The following is a 23501-nucleotide window of genomic DNA, read 5'->3' as shown; positions in this document are numbered from 1 at the left end:
CTCCAGCCCACCCGAGGCGTTACTGCCCCCAGGTTTCGACGTCGGGGGCGGCCATTTCGGTGTTCCAGTACCAGTGCGTCAGCGTGCCGTCGCCGGAGCGGCCGTAGACGTTCTCCTGGGTCGGGGTGGCGAAGCCGGCCGGGTCGGAGCCGAGGTTCCCGCCCCAGTCGTCGTGGCGCGGCTCGTTGTCGACCGGCGTCCAGTACCAGTGGCCCAGCGTGTTCTCCGGCGTGCGGGCGAAGACGTGCTGCTGGTCGTTCCAGACGTAGGCGACAGGGTCGCCCTGCAGCGGCGCGCCGAGCGGTTCCTCGACGACCCCGCTGTCGAACGTCCAGTAGAAGTGCTTCAGCGTCCCGTCGGTGCCGCGGGCGAAGACGTGCTGCTGGTCTTCGAAGGCGTAGCCGGCCGGGTCGCCGGCGAGGGTCGTGCCGCCCCACACGGTGTAGTTCGGCTCGTTGTCGGTGGTCTGCCACCACCAGTGCCCGAGGCGCCCGTCCGGGGTGCGGCCGAAGACGTGCTGCTGGTCGCCCCACACGTAGGCCACCGGGTCACCCGCCACGGACTGGGCCAGGTTCTCCTCGATGAGGTCGGGTTCCCCGGGCGCCCAGTAGAGGTGCTTCAGCTTGCCGTCGGTTCCTCGCGCGAAGGCGTGCAGCTGGCCGCCGAAGGCGTACCCGGTCGGGTTGCCGGCGATGTCGGACGCGGCCACCTCGAACGTCGGGTCGGCGTCGGTCGGGTTCCAGAACCAGTGCCCCAGCCGGTTCCCGGTCAGCAGGGCGAAGACGTGCTGCTGGTCCCCGGCCACGTACGCGACCGGCTCACCCGCGAGCTCTGCCGGGTAGGACTCGGACTCGATGGCTTCGCCGGTGTTGTACGAGTGCAGCAGCGCCCCGTCCGCTCCCTTCGAGAACATGTGCTCCTGGTTGCCGTAGCGGTAGGACGCCGAAGCCGCGATGCCCTCGTCACCGGGCATCGCGCCCGGCTGGGTGCCCGAGTCGAACCGGTACAGGTCGTAGCTGTCCATCAGGCCGATGACCTTGGCGGCGTAGTCCGGGTCGGTCGCGTAGGGGTGGGCCACCGCGGTGATGAACGCCCGCGGGTCGTGGCGGTAGGGCAGGGCGTGGTCGTACAGCCCGCTCGTGGTGAGCAGCCGCGCGTAGTCGCGGAACGAGTCCTCCATCGACGCGTACACCCGGAACCAGGCGGTCACGGTGTGGCAGCCCGGCGTGCACTCGGTGGTGTCGTAGGCGTGGCAGCCGACGGCGATCGGGCCGGGGCTGCCCGCGTCCACGCACTTGAAGCCGAAGTAGTTCCGGTCGTTCGCGGACAACCCGCTGCGGCCCCAGTTCGACTCCAGGATCGCCTGCCCGACCGTGGTCGAGGCGGGGATGTCGTAGTCGTCGCGGACGCGCTGGGCGGCGGGACCGGCTACGGCGACGAAGTCCTCCTGGTAGCTGCCCGGTGCCGCGGACTCGGCCGCGGATCTCTGCTGCTCCTGCAGGGGCGCGCTGGCACCGGGCTCGGGCTTGGGCGGTGGTGCGGCGAGCGCGGGCGAGATCGTCGTCAGCGTGCCCAGCAGCACGCCGACGCCGACGGTGGTGAGCCGCAGTTTGCCGGTCTTCATCAGTCCTCCCGAGGTCGGTGCTGGTCACAGCCTCGGGGTCGCGCCTGTAGATCGGCACCAAACGATCTGTAAACCCGCCGATCGGGTTCTGGAGGCGATTTGGGGCGGACTTGGAGGGCGGCGCCGCAAGCTGTCCTCGGCTCCACCGCGGAGCCCTTCGAGGGAGGGCAGATGAACATCAAGAGGACCGGAGCCCTGGTGGCGCTTCTGGTCGCGCTCACCAGTGCCGGGACCACCCCGGCCGGCGCGTCCGGTGCGGTCGTCACCGGCGGTGCCGACGCACCCCAGGGAGCGCCGGAGAAGTCCCTGCGGGCGGCTTCCAACGAGGCGATCACGCGGTCGGAGGTGCTGACCAGAGCCCAGTCCTGGCTGCGCGACCGGGTGCCCTACAACCAGGGCCGGAGCTGGACGAACGAGTACGGCACGTACCGCCAGGACTGCTCCGGCTACGTGTCGATGGCCTGGCACCTCGACAGCAGCTACGTCACCTGGACGCTGCCGCCGCTGATGGACGTCATCGGCTGGGGCGACCTCAAGCCGGGTGACGCGCTGTGGAAGGACACCAACCACGTCGACGGGCACATCGCCCTGTTCATCCGCTGGGCGGACGACGCGCACACGATGCCGGTCGTGTGGGAGGAGTACAGCGAGCCCTTCACCGCCGAGGAACGGACCTGGTCGTCGAGCTGGGCCCGGAACTTCACGCCCATGCGGTACCGCAACATCGTCGACGACGCCGGCCCCGCGCTCGGCGACGAGGGCATCGCGGCCTCCGCGTCCTACCGCTACGGCCACCAGGAGCACATGTTCTCCAAGGGAGCCGACGGGGCGTTGCTGCACTCGTACAACACCGGCGAGGCCATCGAGTCCGAGTCGTTCCCCGCGGAGCTGGCCGGCGAGCCGGTGGCGTACGTGGCCGGGGACCAGCAGCACGTGTTCGGCAGGCTGGCCGACAACACGATCGGGCACTGGTACTGGTACCCGACCGACGACCAGCCGCACTTCGAGCAGTGGGGCGCCGACGACATCGCGGGCAACCCGACCGGGTACGCCTTCGGCGACCAGCAGCACGTCTACGCCCGGGGCACCGACGGCAAGCTGAAGCACCTCTACTGGACGCCGGACACCGGCGTGGTCGAGGAGACGCAGAGCCAGGACGTCGTGGGTGACCCGGTGGCCTACGTGTGGGGCGACCAGCAGCACGTGTTCGGCCGCACCCCGGCGGGCGAGCTCGGGCACTGGTACTGGACGCCGTCGGACAACGACCCCAACTACGTCTCGTGGGGCGGCCGGCTGGCCGGTGACCCAGCCGGGTACGCCTTCGGCGACCAGCAGCACGTCTTCGCGCGCGACACCGGCGGCAAGCTCGTGCACTTCTACTGGGCGGTCGGCGAGGACGTGACCGTGGAACCGCTCGGTGCCGACATCGCGGGCGACCCGATCGCCTACGTCTGGAACGACCAGCAGCACGTCTTCGCCCGCACACCGGGCAACGAGCTCGGCCACTGGTGGTGGACCCCGGCGGACAACGCGCCGCAGTACGTGAGCTGGGGCGGCGACCTGGCCACCGATCCGACCGGGTTCGCCACGGCGACGCAGCAGAACGTCTACGGCCGGGCCGCCGACGGCACCCTCGCACACTGGTACTGGAACACCGAGATGGCCGCGCCCGACCACGAAACCTGGGGGCAGTGATGATGGAGAAGTTGCGCCGCGCGGTCGTTCTGCCTGCCGTCGCACTCGTCCTCGGCGCGACAGTCCTGAGTGGACAGGCGGCCGCCGAACCCGGCACCACCACCCTGAGCTTCGTCGCGCACCAGGACGACGACCTGCTGTTCATGAACCCGGACATCGCTTCGGACATCCAGGCCGGCTACGCCGTGTGGGTCGCCTACCTGACCGCCGGTGAACTGCCCTGCCGGGGCGATGGCCCGTGCGGCATCGACTACGCCGAGCAGCGGGTCCAGGGGGAGCACGCCGCCTACGCGCGGGCGGCCGGGGTCGCGAACTCCTGGACCTACGAGGAGATGTGGTTCGACGGGCACCCCCTCGCCGTCGACCACCTCGACGGTACCGACGTGCACCTCGTGTTCACCTACATCCACGAAGCCGCCGGTCCCGAGGACGACTGCGGTGACCTCTACCGGATGCTGCACGACGACGCGTACGAGGCCGAACCGATCGACGGGCGCCCGGCGTACACGAAGGACTCCTTCGTCGGCATGCTCAGCGCGGTGATCGGCCAGGTCCGGCCCGACTACATCCGGACGGAGAGCACCATCGGCCACCGCGAGGGCGACCACATCGACCACACGTCGGCGGCGATCCTCGCGGCGGACGCGGACGTCGACGGCGCCGGGAACACCTGGATCCGCCGCGACGAGTACACCGGGTACGCCATCTCCGGCATGCCCGACAACGTCTTCGGGTACTGGCGGGACGAAAAGCAGGCGATCTGGAACGCGTACAAGCCGTTCGACTACAAGATCGAGCCATGGACGTGGGACGACGTCATGGGCAAGCAGTACCGGCCCGACGGCCGGATCTTCTGGCCCGGCACCGCCTGGGTGCCGCCGGGCGACTTCGAAGACCGCTGCTGAGGACGTCGCCGGCCGAGGCTCACGAGCCGGGTAGGTCCTCGGCCGGCTGGCGGCGTGGTGCCGGGAGGCGCGGTTCCCGCGCTTCCCGGCTGCCGCACGTCACGAACAGCGCCTGCGCCTCCGCGTGCGTGCGGCCGGCTTCCTCGGGCAGGCCCAAGCAATCCAGGACGACCGCGAGGTCCCGCAGCGTGCGGGCGCGCCACAACGGGACAGCCAGCGCGTCGCACCAGGTCAGTGCGTGTTCCAGCCGCCGCCGCGCCGCGTCGGGCCGGTGGCGGGCGAGCTCCAGTTCGCCGAGCGTGCGCAGCATCAGCGCCTGGCCGAACCCGTCCTGCATGCCGTGGCACGTCTCCAGCGCCTCGGTCAGCACCGCGTGCACCTGGTCCCACGGCCGGTTCCCGCGTCTGATGTGGACCTTCGCCAGCGACTGCGCCGCATACGCGGACATCAGCCGGTCGCCCTTGTCCCGCAACATCTCCAGTGCCTCCGCGCACCGCCGTTCCGCAGCGGCCAGCCGCCCGGCCGCGCGGTGGGTGATCCCGATCGACCGCACCACCAGCGCGACCCCGTGCTCGTCCGGCAGCGAGCGGTAGCCCGCGAGCGCGGCGTCGTAGTCGACGAGCGACTCGTCCAGCCTGCCGAGCTCGGTGAGCACCATGCCCCGCCAGTGCCGGGCCTGCGCCGAGGTCGTCACGTCGTCCGCCGCGGCGAGCGCGGGAAGGACGCCGTCGAGCAGGTCGAGGGCTTCGGCGAGCTTCCCCTGCTCCCGGTGGACCCCGGACAACAGCACGCGCACGGTCGACTCGCCCACCGGGTCGGCGATTCCGGCGTAGGCGTCCAGCGCTTCCCGGTAGTAGTCGGCGGCTTCGTCGTAGCGGTCCTGCTCCGCGCGCAGCAGGCCGAGCCCGGACAGCAGGAGCCCCTGTCCGCAGAGGTCGTTCGCCCGCCGGGCGGCGGCCAGCGCCGCGGTGTGCGTGCGCCACCAGTGGTGGAAGTGGTTCTCCACGGCGAACGACGACGCGCACAGCGTGGTCGCCAGCCGGACCGCGGCGTCGGCGAGGCCGAGCTCGCCCGCCCGCTCGACCACGTGCACCAGCGCCGTCTGCTCGGCGTCGAACCAGGCCCGCGGGTCGCCCAGCGCGGCCGTGGGCACCCGGCCGGGCACCCGGCCGGCGGCGCGCTTGTGGAGCGCGCGCATGGGCGACCCGCCGGACGCCCACTCGACCAGCCGCTGCCACTCCGCGGTGGCCCGTTCCACCGCGGCCCGGAGGACGTCGTGGTCCTCCTCGGCTTCCGCGCGCTCCCACGCGAAGACCCGGGTGAGGTCGTGCAGCCGGTACCGGGTGGGTGCGGTGTCCTCCGTGCTCACGACGTCCAGCAGCTGGGCCCGCACCAGCGCCTCGACGACGTCCTCGGCGTCGTCCGGCGAGACCTCCAGCAGCGGGGACACCAGCCAGGCCGCGAAGTCGGGCACGCCGAGCCAGCCGAGCCGGCGCAGCGCGGTGCGCTGGGGCTCGTCGAGGCTGTGGTAGCTCAGCGCCAGGCTGCCGCGGACCTCGAGGTCGCCGATCGCCAGCTCGTTGAGCGACTTCCGCTGCTCCTGCAGCCGGGACACCAGGCGGGACGGCGGCCAGTCCGGGCGCGCGGCCAGCCGGGCACCGGCGATCCGCACGGCGAGGGGCAGGTTCCCGCACAGGTGCACCAGCAGCCGGGCCTGCTCGGGTTCGCGCGCCAGCCGTTCGGGGCCCACGATCCGGGCCAGCAGCGCGAGGCAGTCGTCGTCGCCTAGCACGCCGAGGCCGAGGTGCTCCGCGGCTTCGAGGGCGGCGGGCCGGACGCGGCTGGTGATGACGCACAGGCAGTCCGGCCCGCTCGGCAGCAGCGGCCGCACCTGGCGCTCGCCCGCCGCGTCGTCGAGCACGACCAGCAGCCGGCGCCGGGCGGTCACCATCCGGTACAGCTCGACCCGCTCGTCCAGCTCCGGCGGGAGTTCGGCGTCCGGGACGCCGAGCGCGCGCAGGAACCGGCCGAGCACCGCGACCGGCTCGACCGGCGTCTCCCGCGCGCCACGCAGGTCGACGTACAGCTGGCCGTCCGGGAACCGGGGCCGCAGCCGGTGGGCCGCGTGCACGGCCAGTGAGCTCTTGCCCGACCCGGGTTTCCCCGAGACGGCGACGATCCGGGCTGCCGTCCCGGTGAGCTTCCCCGCCTCGGTGCCGCGGCCGGTGAAGTCGGTGATGTCGGGCGGGAGCAGGCACGGGCCGGCGACGGGTTCGGGCTCCGGTTCCGCCGCGGCGACGGCCGCCGGGTTCCCGTCCCCGCGCAGCATCCGCTCGTGCCGGGCCCGCAGCTCCGGGCCCGGTTCGACGCCGAGCTCCTCGACCAGCAGCCGGCGTCCGTCCCGGTAGACGCCGAGGGCGTCGGCCTGCCGGCCGGCCGACCACAGTGCGGTCATCAGCTGGCCGCGCAGCCGCTCGCGCAACGGGTGCTCGGCCACCAGGGTGCGCAGATCGTCGACCAGGGCTGCCCCGAGGCCCAACGCGATCTCCGCCTCGAAGACGTCTTCGGTGACCGCGAGCCGGAGGTCCGTCAGCCGCGCCGACTCGGCGTCGGCGAAGGCCGTCTTCAGGCCGCTCAAGGCCGGTCCCTGCCAGTGGGCGAGCGCGGCCCGGCCCGTGCGTGCGGCGGTTTCGTGGTCACCGGCCGCCGCCGCGGCCGCGGACTGCTTCGCCAGCCGGGTGAACTCCTGGTAGTCGAGCGTGCAGCCGGTCAGGTCGATCCGGTACCCCGGCGGCTCGGTGACGATCGAGCCGGCGCCGGGCCCACAGGCCCGCCGGAGCGCGGAGACGTAGGTGTGCAGCAGGGCCGGCGCGCTCTCCGGCGGGTGGTCGTCCCAGATGACGGCGATCAGCCGGGACACCGGGAGCACCCGGCCCTCGGCGAGCAGGAGCGCGGCCAGCAGCGCGCGCGGCTTCGGACCGCCCAGCGCGACGGCGTCCGCACCGCGCTGAGCCCCGACAGCACCAAGTACCCGAAACAGCACAAGCCCCCCATACCGCCGTGCCGACCTCGTCGAGAGGCTAACCAGCGGTCCGGTGGGCGCGCAAGAATCCGGCTGCTCGCAACCGAGCAGCCGGGCCCGGGTGGTGCGTCAGCAGTAGCCGAGCTGCGCCAGCGTGTCGACGACGATCTCGGACGGGTGGTACTTGTCCATCCAGGACTCGCCGCGCCGGTTCTGGTACGTGTCGAGGAAGTTCTGCAGCTTGTCGCCGCGCATCTCGGTCAGCACGACCGTCTCGCCGAGGTGCTGCGGCGTCTCGGTGCGCTCGCGGTGCACCGCGCACGGCAGGCCGAGGTAGTAGCACTCCGCCGAAAGACCACCCGAATCGGTGACCACGTACTCGGCGCGCGCCACCAGCGGCAGGAACTTCAGGTACCGCATCTTCGGCTGGACGATGAACTGGTCGTCGAAGATGTTCCCGATGCCCAGCGCGCGGATCTTCTCGCGCTCCGGCGCGCCTGCCATGTACAGGATCGGCATCTTGCGGCTCTGCTCGCGCAGGATTTCGAGGGCCTCGCGGTACTTGTCCGGGCGCGAAACCAGCTCGAAGCGGTGCAGCGTGGCCAGGCCGAACTTCTCCGGCAGGTCCGGCACGTCCAGCGGGCCGTTGATGGCGAGGCGCATCGCGTCGATCGCGGTGTTCGCCTCGGTGTCGACGACCACCCCGCGGGCGTGGCGCAGGTTGTTGACCTCGCGGATGCTCGGCGCGAAGTGGATGTCGACGATCTTCGCCGCGATCTTGCGGTTCAGCTCCTCCGGCAGCGGCGAGAGGATGCTGCCCGACCGCGCGCCGGCCTCGACGTGCCCGACGCGGGACTTGAGGATCCGCTTGCCGATCAGCGAGCCGTACGGCGTGGTGAACGTGTCGCCGTGCACCAGCACCAGCGGGGGACGGCCGTCCTCGGTCAGCGCGGCGCGCAGCTCGTGGCGGCGGCTCCACGCCGTCCGCAGCACCTGCGCGGCCCAGCCGGGCACCTGCGCCGGCGACTCGAGGTTGTGCGCCTTGTCCTCCGGCACCAGCCAGACGTCCGGCGCCGGCATGTTCAGGTCCGCCAGGACGTCCGCGACCTCGTCGACGTGCTGGGCGGTGAACCAGATCTTCGGCCGCATCCCGCGCTCGCGGATCCCGTGGTAGACGGGCGCGATCTTGATCAGTTCCGCGGTGGTGCCGAGAATGAAGGAAATCACCAGAGGAGCCCATTTCAGGTCGGGTGCGGTGGCGTAAGGATACTGGCCGACCCGGCGCGCGGGCCGCCGGGTAGCCTCGGCACGGTGAGTGCGAACCCGCTCCTCCCCTCGCTCAGCGTCGTGATCCCGGTCTACAACGAGCAGGACTGGATCGAACGCAGTGTCGGCGCGCTGCTCGCTTCCGCGTCGGCCGCGAGCTGGCCGATCGAGGTCGTCGTGGTCGACGACGGCAGCACCGACGCCACGCCGTCCCGGCTCGACGACCTGCGCGAACGCCACGGCATCACCGTCCTGAGCCAGGCCAACTCCGGCCGGTTCGAGGCGCGCCGGGCCGGCATCGCCAAGTCGTCCGGCGAGTGGGTCGCGCTGCTCGACAGCCGCGTCATCGTCGACGAGCACACCCTGACGTTCCTGCGCGACCAGCTCGTGGAGCACCCCGAGCGCGCGGTCTGGAACGGCCACATCAACGTCGCGTCCGAGCACAACCCGTACGCCGGCTTCATGGCCGGCCTGGTCAAGGTGCCCTGGCGCAAGTACTGCGCGAACCCGCGGCTGATGTCGTACGGCATCGAGGAGTTCGACGTCTACCCGAAGGGCACGACGTTCTTCTGCGCCCGCCGCGGCCTGCTCGAGGGCTCGGTGACGGCGTTCGCGTCGCTGTTCGACGACCTCCGCTTCGCCAGCGACGACACCCGCATGCTGCGCTGGATCGCCGAGCGCGAGCGGATCTGGCTGGCCCCGGAGCTGTCGGCGACCTACAACGGGCGTGATTCGTTCAAGAAGTTCACGCAGCAGGCCTACTTCCGCGGCACGACCTACGTGGACTCCTACATCGCCTCGCCGGGCCCGGCGCGCAACGCCCTGTTCGGCGCGCTCGCGGCCGGCGTCATCGGCCTGGTCTTCGCGGCGAAGAAGCCGAAGACGACGCTGGCCGCGGGGGTGCTCGGCGCGGTCGCGGCGGGCGAGGTCGTCAAGAAGTGCGGGGCGACCGGCCCCGAGGCCCGCGCGGTCACGAAGCTGCTGCCGGTGTTCGCCGGTGGCTTCGGCGCCGGTGTCCTGCGTGGACTGGCGATGGCCGTGCGCGCCCGGCTCCGCCGCCGATGAGCACCGAAGTGGACACGCCGGCCGCCGCGCGCAGCGGGCGCACGACCGCGGGCAGCCTCGGCGGTTCGCTGATCGTGTCCATCGGCCTCGGCTACCTGCTGACGGTCGCCTGCCAGCGGCTGCTGCCGCCGCAGGAGTACGCGGTCTTCGTGACGTTCTGGGGCCTGGTGATGGGCCTCGGCAGCACGCTGTCGCCGCTGGAGCAGGAGCTCTCGCGCCAGTCGGCGGTCGCCGCGCTGGCGGGGGGCAAGGCGGGGCGTCCGGCGCTGCGGGCGGTCGCGGTCGGAGTGGTCGTCGCGGCCGCGTTCTCGCTCGCGCTGCTGATCCCGCCGATCAACGACAAGCTGTTCCACGGCGAGTGGTCCCTGGCGGTGATCGTGCTGGCCGGAGGGGTCGCGTTCGCCTGCCAGTTCGGTACGCGCGGGTTGCTCATCGGGCAGCACAAGGTGAAGGCGTTTTCCCTGCTGGTGGTCGCCGAACCGGCCGTGCGGGCGCTGATCCTGGGTGTTCTGTTCGTCTCGGTGGCGTACAACGTCGTCTCGCTGGCGATCGCGGTGGCGGCGGGCTCGTTCGCCTGGCTGCTCTTCGCGCGTCCGGCCCGCCGGTTGCTGGACTTCCAGGTCGAGGGCGACGGCTGGGGCGTGACCTCCCGCCGGATGGGCATGCTCCTGGTCGGAGCGGCCCTGACGGCGGCGGTGATCACGGGCTACCCGGCCTTGGTCGGCCTCCTGGCCCCGGGCGGCGACGGCGACCGGGTGGGTTCGCTGTTCGCGGCCCTGGTCATCGCCCGGTTGCCGCTGACGCTGATCGGGCCGGTCCAGTCCCTGGCGGTCCCGTTCGTGGTCCGATTGTCGGTGACGCCGGAGGGCCGCCACCGCTTGCGCCGGGTACTGGCCCTCGGCGCGGCGGCCTCCCTGGTCTTGGCGGCACTGGGTGCCCTGGTGGGGCTGTGGCTGGGCCCCTGGGCGGTCCGGTTCGTGAGCGGCCCGGAGTACGACATCGACGGCTGGTCGGTGGCGGGGCTGGTGTGGTCATCGGTGCTGCTGGTGCCGATGCAGCTGCTCACGGCGGTGCTGGTGGCGCGCACGCAGGCGAAGCTGGTGCTGGCGACGTGGGCGGTGGTGACCGGCACGGCCTCGCTGGTGCTGCTGTTCCTGCCGGGTGACACGGTGTTCCGCGCGGTGGTGGCGCTGGCGGTGGCCCCGACGCTGGGGCTGGCGGTGGTCCTGGCGTTCGTGCTGCGGCGGGCACCGGAGCCGGTCGAGTCCGACGCCGGCTGAGGTTTCTTCGGCCTGATCACCTCGGACCTTGGCGAGTCGTTCGGCGAACGGCTCGGTGCCCACCACCCCGAAGCCGGGATTGTCACTACGGCCGGTGGTGCCGCGTCAAGGCGGGAAAGCGTGCCTTGACCCGGCACCACCGGCCGTGTTCTGGCTTCGGATCGGGGTGGCGGGGGAGGTCTGGGTGGGGGTGCCGGTTGGGTGTCCGCGTGCCGTTCGAGCCGGTGAGGCAGCTGCGTAAGTCGCTCCGGCTCTGCCGCAGGACGCCGCCGCAGGGCCCCGCCGTAGGACGCCGCCGCCGCAGGGCCCCGCCGCCGCAGGACGCCGCCGCAGGACGCCGCCGCCGCAGGGCCCGCCCTCCCTGGGGGACCATCCCCGCTTCAGCCTATCGGCCGCACCCGACTGAAACCTGCGGCGAAAAGCTGCCCGAGCCGCCTTGTCCACACCCCGGCCTTGTTGTGGAAAGGCGCCTTGCGCCCGGCGGCCGCCCAGGGCGAGCTGCGGCCGGAGCTCAGCCGCGCGGCGGCCGCGGCACGGGTGTGAAAGCCGTCCGGGGCCTCAGCCGCGCGGCGGGGTCTGGGGCAGATCCAGCCGGTACACGCTCACGGTCCCCGAGCTGAACTCCTTCGTCAGCCCCGGCAACCCGGCCAGCCGGCTCAGCCCCGGCGCCAGGCTGTACGTCAGCTTGCCCGTCCAGTGGTGCCCATCCGTCCCGACCGTGGGCGCCGACGTATCCACATACACCCAGCGGACGTTCTTCGCCCGCAGGATGCTCTGGACCTCCGGGTCCTCCGGGTAGTAGTTGAACATCGCCAGCAGGGTGATGTTGTCCTGGATCGGGCTGTGGCCGTCCGGGACGATGTTGAGGATCGGCAGGTCGTAGTCCACGTACAACAGCGTCGAGCCGTCGTTCGCGTTGTTGAGGATCGTCTCTCCCGGGGCCGCGTGCTCGTGCAGCCACTTCGCCGCCGCGTCGTCCGCCGCGTCGTAGCGGACGAACTGCGGGGCCGCGTAGCGCTGGCTCAGCGACAGCGCGCCCGTGTTCATGTAGCCGCGGAACGACGTCACCGTCAGCGCACCCAGCAGGACCACGATCAGCCCGTACGCCACCGCCGGGCGGAAGCGCGGCGGGATCGGGTTGCGCTTCTGCACCGCGACGACGAACAGCCCCAGCGCCACGAACAGGACGCCCGCCAACACCGGGATCAGCAGGTAGACGTGCGTGTCCAGGCGGTTGGCCACCCGGTAGTAGTAGCGGCCGATCATCGCGCCGAAGCCCGAATTGGGCGAGTAGTGGAAGCTCACCATGACCGCCGCCCAGAACAGCCAGGCCGTCAGCAGGGGCCACGCGCGCCGGGACAGCACCGCCGCGGCGACGCCGGCCAGGCCCAGCAGGCCGAGCACCAGCTGGCCCATCGTGCCGCTCGGGTCGAAGTACCCGCCGTACGGCAGCCGGGCGACCAGCTCGAACGACGCGCCCAGCTGCGTTCCGCGGATGTTGGCCGGGGCGTCGACCACCGAGCCGTTGCCGAGCCGCAGCAGCGCCAGGACGTCCGGGATGATCAGGACCACCGCGACCACGCCCGCCAGCACCAGCGGCAGCAGCGCGCGGACGAAGGCGAGCCGGGCCGCCTTGGTGAACAGCAGGCCGATCATGGCCGCCACCGTCGTCAGCGCGATCGAGGTCAGCGCGCTCGGGTGCAGGTTGAACGCCCCGGCGGCGGCGACCCCCACCAGCACCGCGCGGCCCCAGTTGCGCTTGCCGATCACCAGCATCACGGCGACGAGCCCGGGCATCAGCGTCATCGCGGCCGCGTTCGGCAGGACGCCGCCGTCGTGGGCGAAGGCGATGCCGGGGCGGTACAGCTGCACGGACACCAGCGCGGCGACGCCCGCCGCGAGCTCGACCCAGCCGCGGCCGAGCCGGCCGTGCCGGAGCACCGCCGCGGTCAGCGCCGCCACCGACAGCGGCAGCACGACCACCGAGAACACGACCGTCGCCAGGTTCAGGGACAGCATCGTGTCCCCGAAGACGTCGGTGAGCAGCGCGCTGATGTCGGTGAAGCCGGGCGGGTAGAACTGGACGTTCGTGTCGTGCACCACGTCGATCGGCAGGATCTGCCACGGCGCCGCCTTGCCGGTGAAGTGCGTGAAGGCGGTCAGCACGGCGTGCGTGACGGTGTCGTGCTCCTGGGTCGGCGTCTGCCACGACCCCAGGCCCTTGTGCCACATCCGGACGCCGAGGCCGACCCCGGCGACGGCGATGAGCGCGCCCAGCACCTGGGCCACCAGCCCGGCCCGGCCGGTCAGCGTGCGCAGCCGCGGGTCTTCGGCGGGCTCGACCGGCTCGGCGGCCGCGCGACGGCGGCGGACCAGCCAGCGCACCCCGCCGAGCACGAGCAGGACGGCCACGAGCGCGACGACGGTCGTCAGCAGGCCGAAGCGCAGCCCGGTGACGCCCGTGAAGAGCGACACGAGCAGCACGAACCCGGTGGTCAACGGAGCCGAAAGGCCCGCGAGCCACAACCGTTCGCGTACGCCGGTGACCAGGAGGATCGAAAATCCCGGGAGCAACACCACCAGGATTCCCGCAGCCAGCCGGACAGCTTCGGACAGCATGCTTTCTCCGATCAACAAAGCCGCCAACGCCCGGAGTCTATGGGTGGCCGCGGTCCGCCCAGGATGCGGGTGACCAGCCAGCTGACGTGCACGGTAGCGTGGCCGCGCCGTCGGAGAACGGCGTTCACCGCGGGTGCGGCCCGGATCACGGCGGAAAATGGGGTGCGAGAATGGGTTTTCTGCTCGTTCTGGCCGCATTCTGGCTTCCGGGTGCCGTATTCGGGGCCGCGATCGGCCTGCGCGGCTGGACGCTGGGCGCCGCCGCGCCGGTCCTCACGTTCGGGGTCGTGGCCCTCGGCATCCCGCTGCTGGGCGGCGCCGGCATCCGGTGGACCGCGCTCTCCGTGACACTGTGGACGCTCCTGGTGTCGGCCGCCGGCTTCGCGATCACCTGGGCCGTGGCCCGGTTCACCCGGCGCCGCCGCCCGGACGCCGAGCCGCCCGAGCGCCCGCGGTGGTCGTGGCGCGGGCACGCCTTCACGGCCCTCGGCGTCGCCGCCGGGATGGCGGTCGGCCTGCGCACCGTGCTGCGCGGCATCCCCACGCCGGGCACCGTCAACCAGGACTGGGACGCCGCGTTCCACGCGAACCTCGTGCGCTGGATCGCCGAGCGTGGGGACGCGCGCCCGTCGACCATCGGCACCATCGCGAACCTGCCGGACGAGACCCACTACTTCTACCCGGACACCTACCACGCGCTGCTCGCCCTGCTCTTCGGCAAGGGCGGGCTGACCGTGATGCCGCTGCTGAACTTCGCGTCCATCGCCGTCACCTTCGCGGTGCCGCTCGGCGTGGCCGCGATGTGCCGCGCGTGGCGGATGCCGGCGGTCACGGCCGCGGCGGCCGCTGCCGCTTCGGCCTGCTTCACCTCGTTCCCCTACGACCTGTTCTGGCACGGCCCGGTCTGGCCGTACGCGGCCGGCGTCGCCCTGGTCCCGGCCATGCTCGCCGTGGTCCGCCTGCTGCTCGAGCCGGGCGGGGGCACCGGGCCGCTGGCCGTCGGGGTCGGCGTCGCGGGCCTCGCCGCGCTGCACACGAGCGTCGTGTTCGTCCTCGCTGTCTACTGTGTCCTGATCCTGGCCGTCGTGCTCTTCCGGTTCGAGCCGCTCGACTGGCGGCGGGCCTGGCCGTCGCTGGTGGCGGCCGCGCTGCTCGCCATCGGGCTCGGCCTGCCCCAGGTGCTGCCCTCGCTCTACAACGCCGGTGGCGTCACGTCCGCGGTCTGGGCCAACGCGGCGACCATGACCGGCGCGGTCGGGCAGACGGTCACCTTCTCGCCGATGGCGAGCTTCCCCCAGTGGTGGATCGGCCTGCCCGCCATCGCGGGCATCTTCCTGCTGGTCCGGCACCGGCGGATGCTCTGGCTGGTCGCGGCGTACGTCGTCCTCGGCGGCCTGTACGCGGCGACGGTCTCCATGGAGAACGGCCTGGTCCACCTGCTCAGCGGGCCGTTCTACAACGACAACTACCGGCTCGCCGCGCTGCTGCCGATGATCGGCGCGGTCGGGTTCGGCGAGTTCGTCCACACCGCGTCGGCGTGGTTCGCCGCGAAGGTCCGGCCCCGGCTGCCGAAGCTGCACCCGGCCGCGCCCGTCCTGGCCGGCGTGGTGCTGCTCGCGGCGGTGATCGGCGGGTTCAGCCGCGGGTACGTGCACCTCAACTCCGTGCACGTGAACATCGCCTACCGCGGCTTCCCCGCGGTGAGCGCGGACGAGGAGACGGCGTTCGCCTGGCTGGCCCAGCACACGGTGCCCGGCGAGCGCGTCCTGAACGACCGCCTCGACGGGTCGGTCTGGATGTACGCGCTGCAGGGGGTGCACCCGACGCAGTGGAACTACTACGGCGCCCCGCCCGCCAGCGACGTCGGCTACGTCAGCGCGTACGCGAACCGGCTGGAGAACGACCCGAAAGCCCGGCAGATCCTGCGCGCGCTGAAGGTCCGTTACGCCTTCGTCGGGCAGGGCAACGCCGTCCCCGACCAACGGAACGACCCGGGCCTGCAGCACCTGGACACCACGCCGGGGTTCAAGCTGGTCTACCGCAACGCCGGGGCCTCCGTCTACGAGATCGCCGGGCAAGAGGACGTCGTCGCGGCCGGTGCCGCACCAGGGTCCGCGCCCGGTGACGGGCAGTGAAGGGATAAAGTGATCGCGTGTCAACGACCCCGGCGACCACGGTGACCAGCCGCCGCGTGCTCATCGTGATGCCCGCCCTCAACGAGTCGGCGAGCGTCGCGTCGGTCATCGAGCAGGTGAAGCGGGCCCTCCCGAACGGTGACCTGCTCGTCGTCGACGACGGCTCGGTGGACGACACCGCCAAGCTCGCCCGCGCCGCGGGCGCCGAGGTGGCCCGCCTCGCCGTCAACCTCGGGGTCGGCGGCGCCATGCGCACCGGTTTCCGCTACGCCGCCGCCCGCGGGTACGACGTCGTCGTGCAGGTGGACGCGGACGGCCAGCACGACCCGGACGAGCTCGACGCGCTGCTGCGCGGCCTCGACGACGCGGACATCGTGATCGGCTCGCGGTTCGCCGGCAAGGGCGCGTACAAGGCCAGCGGGCCGCGCAAGTACGCCATGGTCGCGCTGTCGATCGTGTTCTCGCGGCTGGCGAAGACCCGGCTCACCGACGTCACGTCGGGCTTCAAGGCGATGGGGCCGCGCGCGATCCGGCTGTTCGCCGGCTACTACCCGGCCGAGTACCTCGGCGACACGGTCGAATCGCTGGTCATGGCCATCCGGGCCGAGCTGACCATCAAGGAGATCCCGGTCATCATGCGCGAGCGCGCGGGCGGCACGCCCAGCCACTCGCCCGTCAAGTCGGCCGTCTACCTGGGCCGCGCCGGGCTCGCGCTGCTGCTCGCGCTGGTCCGCCGCCGCCCCGCGGTCGACTCCTCGGACTCGGCTTAAGGAGCTTGGGAATGCAGGGTTGGCGCATCCTCAGCATCGTCATCGCGTGCTTGGTGCTGTTCGTCGTCATCGAGATGATGCGGCGGCGCAAGCTGCGGGAGAAGTACGCGGGCGTGTGGCTGGTCGTCGCCGTCGGCGTCGTGGTGCTCGCCGCCATCCCGGCGGCCGCGCAGTTCCTGGCCCGGCTGACCGGCGTGGAAACGCCGTCGAACTTCGTCTTCCTCCTCGCCGGCGTCGTCCTGGCGCTGGTGTCGCTGCACCTGTCCACCGAGACCGGGCACCTCGAGGAAGAGGTGCGCACGTCGGTCGAGGAGATCGCGCTGCTGCGCTGCGAGCTCGAGGACACCCGGCGCGCGCTGGAGAGCCGGATCGCCGAGCTGGAGGCGAAGACGGCGGCTCCCGACGACGTCAAAGGGCTTCCGGAGGTCGAGCGCGTCAGCAAGTGACGCGCTGATCGAGGCCCTGCTCGCCGCCCCCGCTCGGCTGGGCCGGGTGCGGGTGCTGGCCATCGACGGCCCGTCGGGCGCCGGCAAGTCCACGCTGGCCGCCCAGGTCGTCGAGGAGCTGACCGCCCGCGGCTGCCGGACGGCCCTGGTGAGCACCGACGCCTTCGCGACCTGGGACGACCCGGTCGCCTGGTGGCCCCGGCTGGTCGACGGCGTCCTGCGTCCCCTGGCGGCCGGCAGGCCCGGCGCCTACCGCCGCATGGACTGGACCACCGGGGTGCCCCGGCCGGGTGAGCTCGTCCGGGTGGCCGTGCCGGAAGTCCTCGTGCTGGAGGGCGTTTCCTGCGGCCGCACTTCGGCAAGACCCCTGCTTTCGCACCTCTGCTGGCTCTCTGGCGGCCCGGAGGCCGCCCGGCTGGCCGGAACCGTCGCCAGGGACGGCGCGGCCGCACGGGCCGAATTGGCGCGGTGGCAACGGTTCGAGCGCGGCTGGTTCGCCGTCGACGGCACCCCCGGGGCCGCCGGCACCCGACTTTTGTAGGGGACGGACCGGTCACCCTCCGTGCGCGCGGCACTCCGGATCGATCAAGTCGACCAGCGGTCGCAGCACGACCGGACTAATCTCGGTACCGCCATCTGAGTTAGTGATCGGGCACCGCGTGCAGCCAGAGCACACAAACGGTCACATTCTGTCGCTATTTATGGACACATTGCGGTCAAATCGGCGCCCACGTAGCGCGATCGTAACCTCACGTACTTAAGCCTGGGCCGAGTTCCCGCTAGTGTCGCGGGGCACACCGATCGTCCGTCGAGTTCCTGACCGACCGGACGGTGACTTTGAACCCGAACATCTCCCAAGGGGTGCCAGATGCAGCAATTGCGGCTGACCCGAACACGCCGCGTGGCCCTGATCGGGCTGAGCGGCGCGCTCGCGGTTTCGCTGTCCGCCTGTGCGGAATCCAAGCGTGACGAGGGCGCAGGGGGTGGTTCCGGGGGCACCATGATCTTCGGCGCGGCCGGTAACCCGAAGTTGTTCGACCCGATCTTCAACGACGAGGGCGAGACCTTCCGGATCACGCGCCAGATCTTCGACACGCTGATCCAGAACAAGCCGGGCACCGCCGACCTCGAGCCCTCGCTGGCCGAGAAGTGGGAGCCCAGCAACGACGGCAAGACCTGGACCTTCTCCCTCAAGCAGGGCGTGAAGTTCTCGGACGGCACCGCCTTCGACGCGACCGCGGTCTGCTTCAACTTCGACCGCTGGTACAACATGAAGGGCGCCGCCGCCCAGAGCCAGATGATCTACTACGCCGACGTCTTCGGCGGGTTCGCCAAGAACGAGAGCACCGACTACAGCGACCCGGTCTACAAGAGCTGCGAAGCCAAGGACCCGGCGACCGCGGTCGTGAACCTGAACAAGGCGAAGGGTGCCTTCCCGGCGGCCTTCACCCTGCCGTCGTTCTCGATGCAGAGCCCGACCGCGCTGAAGCAGTACAAGGCCGACGAGGTCACCCAGTCCGGCGACTCGTTCACCTACAGCGAGTACGCCAACAAGCACCCGGTCGGCACCGGCCCGTTCAAGTTCGACGGCTGGGACCAGGGCAAGGGTGAGATCACCCTGTCCAAGAACGACACCAGCCCGACCCAGACGGCCAAGCTCGACAAGCTCATCTTCAAGGTGATCCCGGACGAGAACGCCCGCAAGCAGGCGCTCAAGGCCGGCGACATCCAGGGCTACGACTACCCGGCGCCGGCCGACTACGGCCTGCTGCGCAACGAGGGCGAGCAGGTGCTGGTGCGCCCGCCGTTCAACGTCCTCTACCTGGGCATCAACCAGTCCGGCCCGGCCGGTGAGAAGCTGAAGGACGTCCGCGTCCGCAAGGCGCTGGCCTACGGCATCAACCGCGAGCAGTTCGTCAAGAGCAAGCTGCCCGAGGGCGCCGAGGTGGCCACCGAGTTCGTCCCCAAGACGATCTCCGGCTACACCGACGAGGTCACCAAGTACCCGTTCAACCAGCAGCAGGCCAAGGATCTCCTGCAGCAGGCGGGTGCGACGAACCTGACGCTGAAGTTCTACTACCCGACCGAGGTCACCCGGCCGTACATGCCGAACCCGGCGGACGTCTTCACCTCGATCTCCGAGGACCTGAAGGCCATCGGCATCAAGATCGAGCCGGTCGCCAAGCCGTGGAACGGCGGCTACAAGGACGACGTCCAGAAGTTCGGCAAGCAGGACCTCCACCTGCTCGGCTGGACCGGTGACTACAACGACGCCGGGAACTTCGTCGGCACGTTCTTCGGCCGCAAGAAGCCGGAGTTCGGGTTCGAGAACCAGCAGCTGTTCGACGCGCTGGCCGCCGCGGACGCTTCGCCCGCCGGTGACGCGCACGCCAAGGCGTACCAGGAAGTCAACAAGCAGATCATGGACTACCTGCCGGCCATCCCGATTTCCTACGGCCCGCCCGCCATCGTGGTCGGCCCGAAGGTCAAGGGTCTGGTCGCCAGTCCGCTGACCGACGAGCGGTTCAACACCGTCACCGTGAACTGACGGCTCAACGCCGCGAGGCATGGGGTGGGTGCTACCGCGCCCACCCCATGTTCCGTACTCAGCGGGCTGCCACCTAAGGACTGCAAGTGCTCCGTTTTCTCGTGCGTCGGCTGCTACAAGCGATCCCGACGCTGCTCATCCTGTCCATCCTGGTCTTCGCCTGGCTGCGGTCGCTGCCCGGAGGGCCCGCGGCCGCCCTCCTCGGCGACAAGGCAACGCCGGAGAAGATCGCCAACCTCAACCACGTGCTGGGGCTCGACCAGCCGGTCATCATCCAGTACTTCAAGTTCCTCGGCCGCGCCATCACCGGCGACTTCGGCGCCTCGCTGGTCTCCACCCAGCCGGTGATGTCGGAGATCGGCACGTTCCTGCCGGCCACCATCGAGCTGGGCCTGTCCGCGATGATCGTCGCGGTGGTCATCGGCATCCCGGCCGGCTACCTCTCGGCCCGCTACCGCGGTGGCGTCGCTGACAACGTGATCATCGTGCTGACGCTGGTCGGCGTCGCGGTGCCGGTGTTCTTCCTCGGCTACATGATGCAGGACCTGCTGGCCGGGCCGCTGGGCCTGCCGTCGCAGGGCCGGCAGACCGCGGGGCTCGACGCCACCGCCGTCACCAACTTCGCCGTCCTCGACGGCATCATGACGAGCGAATGGGACGCCGTCTGGGACGCGATCAGGCACCTGATCCTCCCGGCGTTCGCGCTCGCCACCATCCCGCTCGCGGTGGTCACCCGGATCACCCGCGCGTCGGTGCTCGAAGTGCTCAACGAGGACTTCATCCGCACGGCCAACTCCAAGGGCCTCACGCAGCCCGTCGTCCGGCGGCGGCACGTGCTGCGCAACGGCCTGCTCCCGGTGGTCACCACCATCGGCCTGCAGACCGGCGCGCTGCTCGGCGGCGCGGTGCTGACCGAGCGGGTGTTCAACTTCCGCGGCCTCGGATTCCTGCTGGCCGAAGGCATCGAACGGCGTGACTACCCGCGGCTCCAGGCGCTGCTGCTCTTCGGCGCGCTGGTGTACGTCCTGGTGAACATGCTGGTCGACGTCTCGTACGGGATCATCGACCCGAGGGTGCGTGTGCGATGAACACTCTGCTGAACAAGAAGAAAGAGCCGATCGACAAGCTCGCCGCGGCGAGCGGGAACAGCCTCGGCCGCGAAGCACTGCGGCGGATGCTGCGCAGCCCGGTCGCCATCACCGGTGGCGTGATCACCGGCCTGTTCGTGCTGCTGGCGGTGTTCGCGCCGCTCATCGCGCCCAAGGACCCGTTCGAGCGCTACCTGCAGGACAAGGTCGCCCTCGGCCAGGGGATCATCCCCGGCTCCCAGCCGGGCTTCCCGCTCGGCGTGGACGACTTCGGCCGCGACGAGCTGTCGCGGCTGATCGTCGGCGCGCAGAACACCCTCCTCGTCGGGGTGCTGGCCACGGTGATCGGCGTGCTCCTCGGCATCATCATCGGCGGGCTCGCCGGCGCGTTCGGCGGCTGGGTCGACACCGTCCTCATGCGACTGGTCGACGTCATGCTGTCGGTGCCGTCGCTGCTGCTGGCGATTTCGGTCGCGGCGCTGTTCGCCAAGCCGAGCCAGTGGACGGTGATCCTCGCGGTCTCGCTGATCGGGGTGCCGATCTTCGCGCGGCTGCTGCGCGGCTCGATGCTGGTGCAGCGCGGCAGCGACCACGTCCTCGCGGCGACGTCGCTGGGCGTCAAGCGCGGCACCATCGTGTTCCGGCACATGCTGCCGAACTCGCTGGGCCCGGTCATCGTGCAGGCCACGCTGACCCTCGCGACCGCCATCCTGGAGGCCGCGGCGCTGTCGTTCCTCGGTCTGGGCGACCCGGACCCGAACCGGGCGGAGTGGGGCATCATGCTGAGCAAGGGTGCCCGGCAGTTCCTCGACGTCCGGCCCGAGCTCGCGTATTACCCGGCGATCGCGATCATCATCGTCGCGCTCGGGTTCACGCTGCTCGGCGAGTCCCTCCGCGAAGCCCTCGACCCGAAGAACAGGCGGTGAGATCCCATGGCACTCCTTGAAGTCCGCGACCTTTCGGTCGTGTTCCAGCGGCGCGGCGAACAGCCGTTCACCGCGGTGGAAGGCGTCAGCTTCGACGTCGAGCCGGGCCAGACGGTCGGCCTGGTCGGCGAGTCCGGCTGCGGCAAGTCCGTGACGTCGCTGGCGATCATGCGGCTGCTGGCCAAGCGCGGCAACAAGGTCACCGGCTCGGTGCGCTTCGAAGGCACCGACCTGCTTTCCCTTTCCGACCGGGAAATGCGCGACCGCCGCGGCCGCGACCTCGGCATGGTCTTCCAGGACCCGCTGTCCTCGCTGAACCCGGTCATCCCGATCGGGCTGCAGATCACCGAGGTGCTGGAGCGCCACCGCGGGATGTCGCGCAAGGCGGCGTCCGTCGAAGCGGTGGACCTGCTCGACAAGGTCGGCATCCCCGACCCGTCGCGCCGGCTTTCCGAGTACCCGCACCAGCTTTCCGGCGGGATGCGGCAGCGCGCGCTGATCGCGATCGCGCTGGCGTGCCGGCCGCGGCTGCTCATCGCCGACGAGCCGACCACCGCGCTCGACGTCACCATCCAGGCGCAGATCCTGGCGCTGCTGCGGGAACTGGTGCAGGACACCGGCACCGCGCTGATCATGATCACGCACGACCTCGGTGTCGTCGCCGGGCTGTGCGACGAGGTCAACGTGCTCTACGGCGGCAAGATCGTCGAGCGGGCGCAGCGGCACCAGCTCTTCGCCGAGCCGCGGCACCCGTACACGCACGGCCTGCTCGCCTCGATCCCGCGGCTCGACGCGGGCCGCGGCGAGAAGCTGATCCCCATCCGGGGTTCGGTGGCCGACAACATCCCGTGGGACCACGGGTGCGCGTTCGCGCCGCGGTGCCCCAACGCGCTGCCGGTCTGCCGCGAGGTCCAGCCGCAGCTGGTGCCCGACCAGGGCGGGCTGCTGCGCTGTCACAACCCCGTGCGGCCCGCGGTCGCCGCGGGAGGAGGAACCCGATGACCCGTCCTGCTGGTGACGTGCTGCTCGAGGTCACCGACCTCAAGGTGCACTTCCCGATCAAGCGCGGCATCGTGATCGACCGGACGGTCGGGCACGTGTACGCGGTCGACGGTGTCGACCTGGCCATCCGCCGCGGCGAAACCTACGGCCTGGTGGGCGAATCCGGCTGCGGCAAGTCCACTTTGGGCCGGGCGATCCTGCGGCTCAACGAGCCCACCGCCGGTTCCGTGAAGTTCGACGGCACCGACGTCGCGGCCTTGAAGGGGGAGGAACTGCGGAAGGCCCGGCGCCGGATGCAGATGATCTTCCAGGACCCGATGTCCAGTTTGGACCCGCGCCAGTCGGTCGAGTCCATCCTGCTCGAGGGCATGCACGCGCACGGCCTCGACAAGGACAAGGAAGCCACCCAGCGGCGGCTGCGGCAGCTGCTGGCCGCGGTCGGCCTCCCGGAGACGTCGCTGCGGAAGTACCCGCACGAGTTCTCCGGCGGGCAGCGCCAGCGCATCGGCATCGCCCGGGCGCTGGCGGTGGAGCCGGACCTGATCGTCGCCGACGAGCCGGTGTCCGCATTGGACGTTTCGGTGCAGGCCCAGGTGGTGAACCTGCTGGAGGACCTGCAGCAGCAGCTCGGCCTGACCTACGTGGTGATCGCGCACGACCTCGCGGTGGTGCGGCACATCTCCGACCGCATCGGCGTGATGTACCTGGGTGCGCTGGTCGAGGAGACCGACGCGGACTCGCTGTACCGGGACCCGCTGCACCCGTACACGCGGGCGCTGCTGTCGGCCATCCCGGTGCCGGACCCGCAGGTCGAGGACACCCGTGAGCAGATCCTGCTCGCCGGTGACCTGCCGTCGCCGGCCAACCCGCCGTCGGGCTGCCGGTTCCACACCCGCTGCCCGTGGCGGCAGGAGCGCCTGTGCAACACCGACCGCCCGCAGCTGCGCGAAATCGGCGGCGGGCACCGGGTGGCGTGCCACTACGCGGAGGACATCCGCGACGGGCGCATCCAGCCGCACGAGGTGGAGCCGGAGCTGGTGGAGCTCACCGGGGCGCTCAACCCCGACCTGGGTCCGCCGGACGTCGGCACCGCGGCCGAGATCCTCTGAT

The 23501-nt window shown here is 71.2% G+C and carries 17 protein-coding genes; 13 read left to right on the top strand and 4 right to left on the bottom strand.

Features of this window, described 5'->3' with window-relative positions:
• Positions 1-19: 19 nt before the first annotated feature.
• A complete protein-coding gene (locus H5965_RS10165) occupies positions 20-1624 on the bottom strand; it encodes a glucosaminidase domain-containing protein (protein ID WP_310969292.1) in 1605 nt (534 codons plus the stop codon).
• A gap of 171 nt (positions 1625-1795) precedes the next feature.
• Between H5965_RS10165 and H5965_RS10160 the strand changes: the two genes are divergently transcribed.
• Positions 1796-3319, top strand: coding sequence for a hypothetical protein (locus tag H5965_RS10160; RefSeq protein WP_310969290.1), 1524 nt, complete (start codon positions 1796-1798; stop codon positions 3317-3319).
• A 2-nt stretch (positions 3320-3321) separates the two neighbouring features.
• Positions 3322-4224 (top strand): PIG-L family deacetylase, encoded by a 903-nt coding sequence (locus H5965_RS10155; RefSeq protein WP_310969288.1) that lies wholly within the window; start codon positions 3322-3324, stop codon positions 4222-4224.
• 19 nt (positions 4225-4243) lie between these two features.
• Here H5965_RS10155 and H5965_RS10150 read toward each other — a convergent pair whose 3' ends face one another.
• Together H5965_RS10150 and H5965_RS10145 are read right to left on the bottom strand one after the other, a co-directional pair.
• Positions 4244-7267 carry a BTAD domain-containing putative transcriptional regulator gene (locus H5965_RS10150; RefSeq protein WP_310969287.1) on the bottom strand — a complete coding sequence of 1008 codons (3024 nt, stop codon included), beginning with the start codon at positions 7265-7267 and terminating at the stop codon, positions 4244-4246.
• A gap of 108 nt (positions 7268-7375) precedes the next feature.
• The gene (locus tag H5965_RS10145; RefSeq protein WP_310969285.1) at positions 7376-8473 is read right to left on the bottom strand and encodes a UDP-N-acetylglucosamine 2-epimerase; all 1098 of its coding nucleotides are present in this window, start codon (positions 8471-8473) and stop codon (positions 7376-7378) included.
• An 84-nt stretch (positions 8474-8557) separates the two neighbouring features.
• On the opposite strand from H5965_RS10145, the gene H5965_RS10140 reads away from it, so the two are divergent.
• Entirely contained in the window at positions 8558-9577 is a 1020-nt protein-coding gene (locus H5965_RS10140; protein WP_310969284.1) for a glycosyltransferase family A protein, read from the top strand.
• Complete coding sequence (locus H5965_RS10135; RefSeq protein ID WP_310969282.1) at positions 9574-10857, top strand: hypothetical protein; 1284 nt, start codon at positions 9574-9576, stop codon at positions 10855-10857. The genes H5965_RS10140 and H5965_RS10135 overlap by 4 nt, the downstream gene beginning before the upstream one ends.
• A 558-nt stretch (positions 10858-11415) precedes the next feature.
• On the opposite strand, the gene H5965_RS10130 is transcribed toward H5965_RS10135, so the two are convergent.
• Entirely contained in the window at positions 11416-13476 is a 2061-nt protein-coding gene (locus tag H5965_RS10130; RefSeq protein ID WP_310969280.1) for a DUF6541 family protein, read from the bottom strand.
• 170 nt (positions 13477-13646) lie between these two features.
• Between H5965_RS10130 and H5965_RS10125 the strand changes: the two genes are divergently transcribed.
• The 9 genes from H5965_RS10125 to H5965_RS10085 all read left to right on the top strand — a co-directional run bounded on the left by H5965_RS10125 (position 13647) and on the right by H5965_RS10085 (position 23500).
• Positions 13647-15611: a DUF6541 family protein gene (locus H5965_RS10125; protein WP_310969278.1), complete on the top strand. Its 1965-nt coding sequence runs from the start codon at positions 13647-13649 to the stop codon at positions 15609-15611.
• Positions 15612-15679: 68 nt separating this feature from the next.
• On the top strand, positions 15680-16381 hold the full coding sequence (locus H5965_RS10120) for a glycosyltransferase family 2 protein (protein ID WP_396136891.1): 702 nt from the start codon (positions 15680-15682) through the stop codon (positions 16379-16381).
• Between the two features lie 11 nt (positions 16382-16392).
• Positions 16393-16827, top strand: a complete 435-nt coding sequence (locus H5965_RS10115; RefSeq protein ID WP_310969276.1) for a DUF2304 domain-containing protein — start codon at positions 16393-16395, stop codon at positions 16825-16827.
• Between the two features lie 52 nt (positions 16828-16879).
• Positions 16880-17368 (top strand): uridine kinase, encoded by a 489-nt coding sequence (locus tag H5965_RS10110; RefSeq protein WP_396136890.1) that lies wholly within the window; start codon positions 16880-16882, stop codon positions 17366-17368.
• Between the two features lie 327 nt (positions 17369-17695).
• Complete coding sequence (locus H5965_RS10105) at positions 17696-19375, top strand: ABC transporter substrate-binding protein (RefSeq protein WP_310969274.1); 1680 nt, start codon at positions 17696-17698, stop codon at positions 19373-19375.
• A gap of 86 nt (positions 19376-19461) precedes the next feature.
• On the top strand, positions 19462-20463 hold the full coding sequence (locus H5965_RS10100) for an ABC transporter permease (protein ID WP_310969273.1): 1002 nt from the start codon (positions 19462-19464) through the stop codon (positions 20461-20463).
• Complete coding sequence (locus H5965_RS10095) at positions 20460-21389, top strand: ABC transporter permease (protein ID WP_004559728.1); 930 nt, start codon at positions 20460-20462, stop codon at positions 21387-21389. The genes H5965_RS10100 and H5965_RS10095 overlap by 4 nt, the downstream gene beginning before the upstream one ends.
• 6 nt (positions 21390-21395) lie before the next feature.
• Entirely contained in the window at positions 21396-22391 is a 996-nt protein-coding gene (locus H5965_RS10090) for an ABC transporter ATP-binding protein (protein WP_310969272.1), read from the top strand.
• Positions 22388-23500 (top strand): oligopeptide/dipeptide ABC transporter ATP-binding protein, encoded by a 1113-nt coding sequence (locus H5965_RS10085; protein ID WP_310969270.1) that lies wholly within the window; start codon positions 22388-22390, stop codon positions 23498-23500. The genes H5965_RS10090 and H5965_RS10085 overlap by 4 nt, the downstream gene beginning before the upstream one ends.
• Position 23501 lies beyond the last annotated feature (1 nt).

The organism is Amycolatopsis sp. 505 (assembly GCF_031625235.1).
GTDB lineage: Bacteria > Actinomycetota > Actinomycetes > Mycobacteriales > Pseudonocardiaceae > Amycolatopsis.
This window is presented reverse-complemented; position numbering and strand designations above follow the sequence as displayed.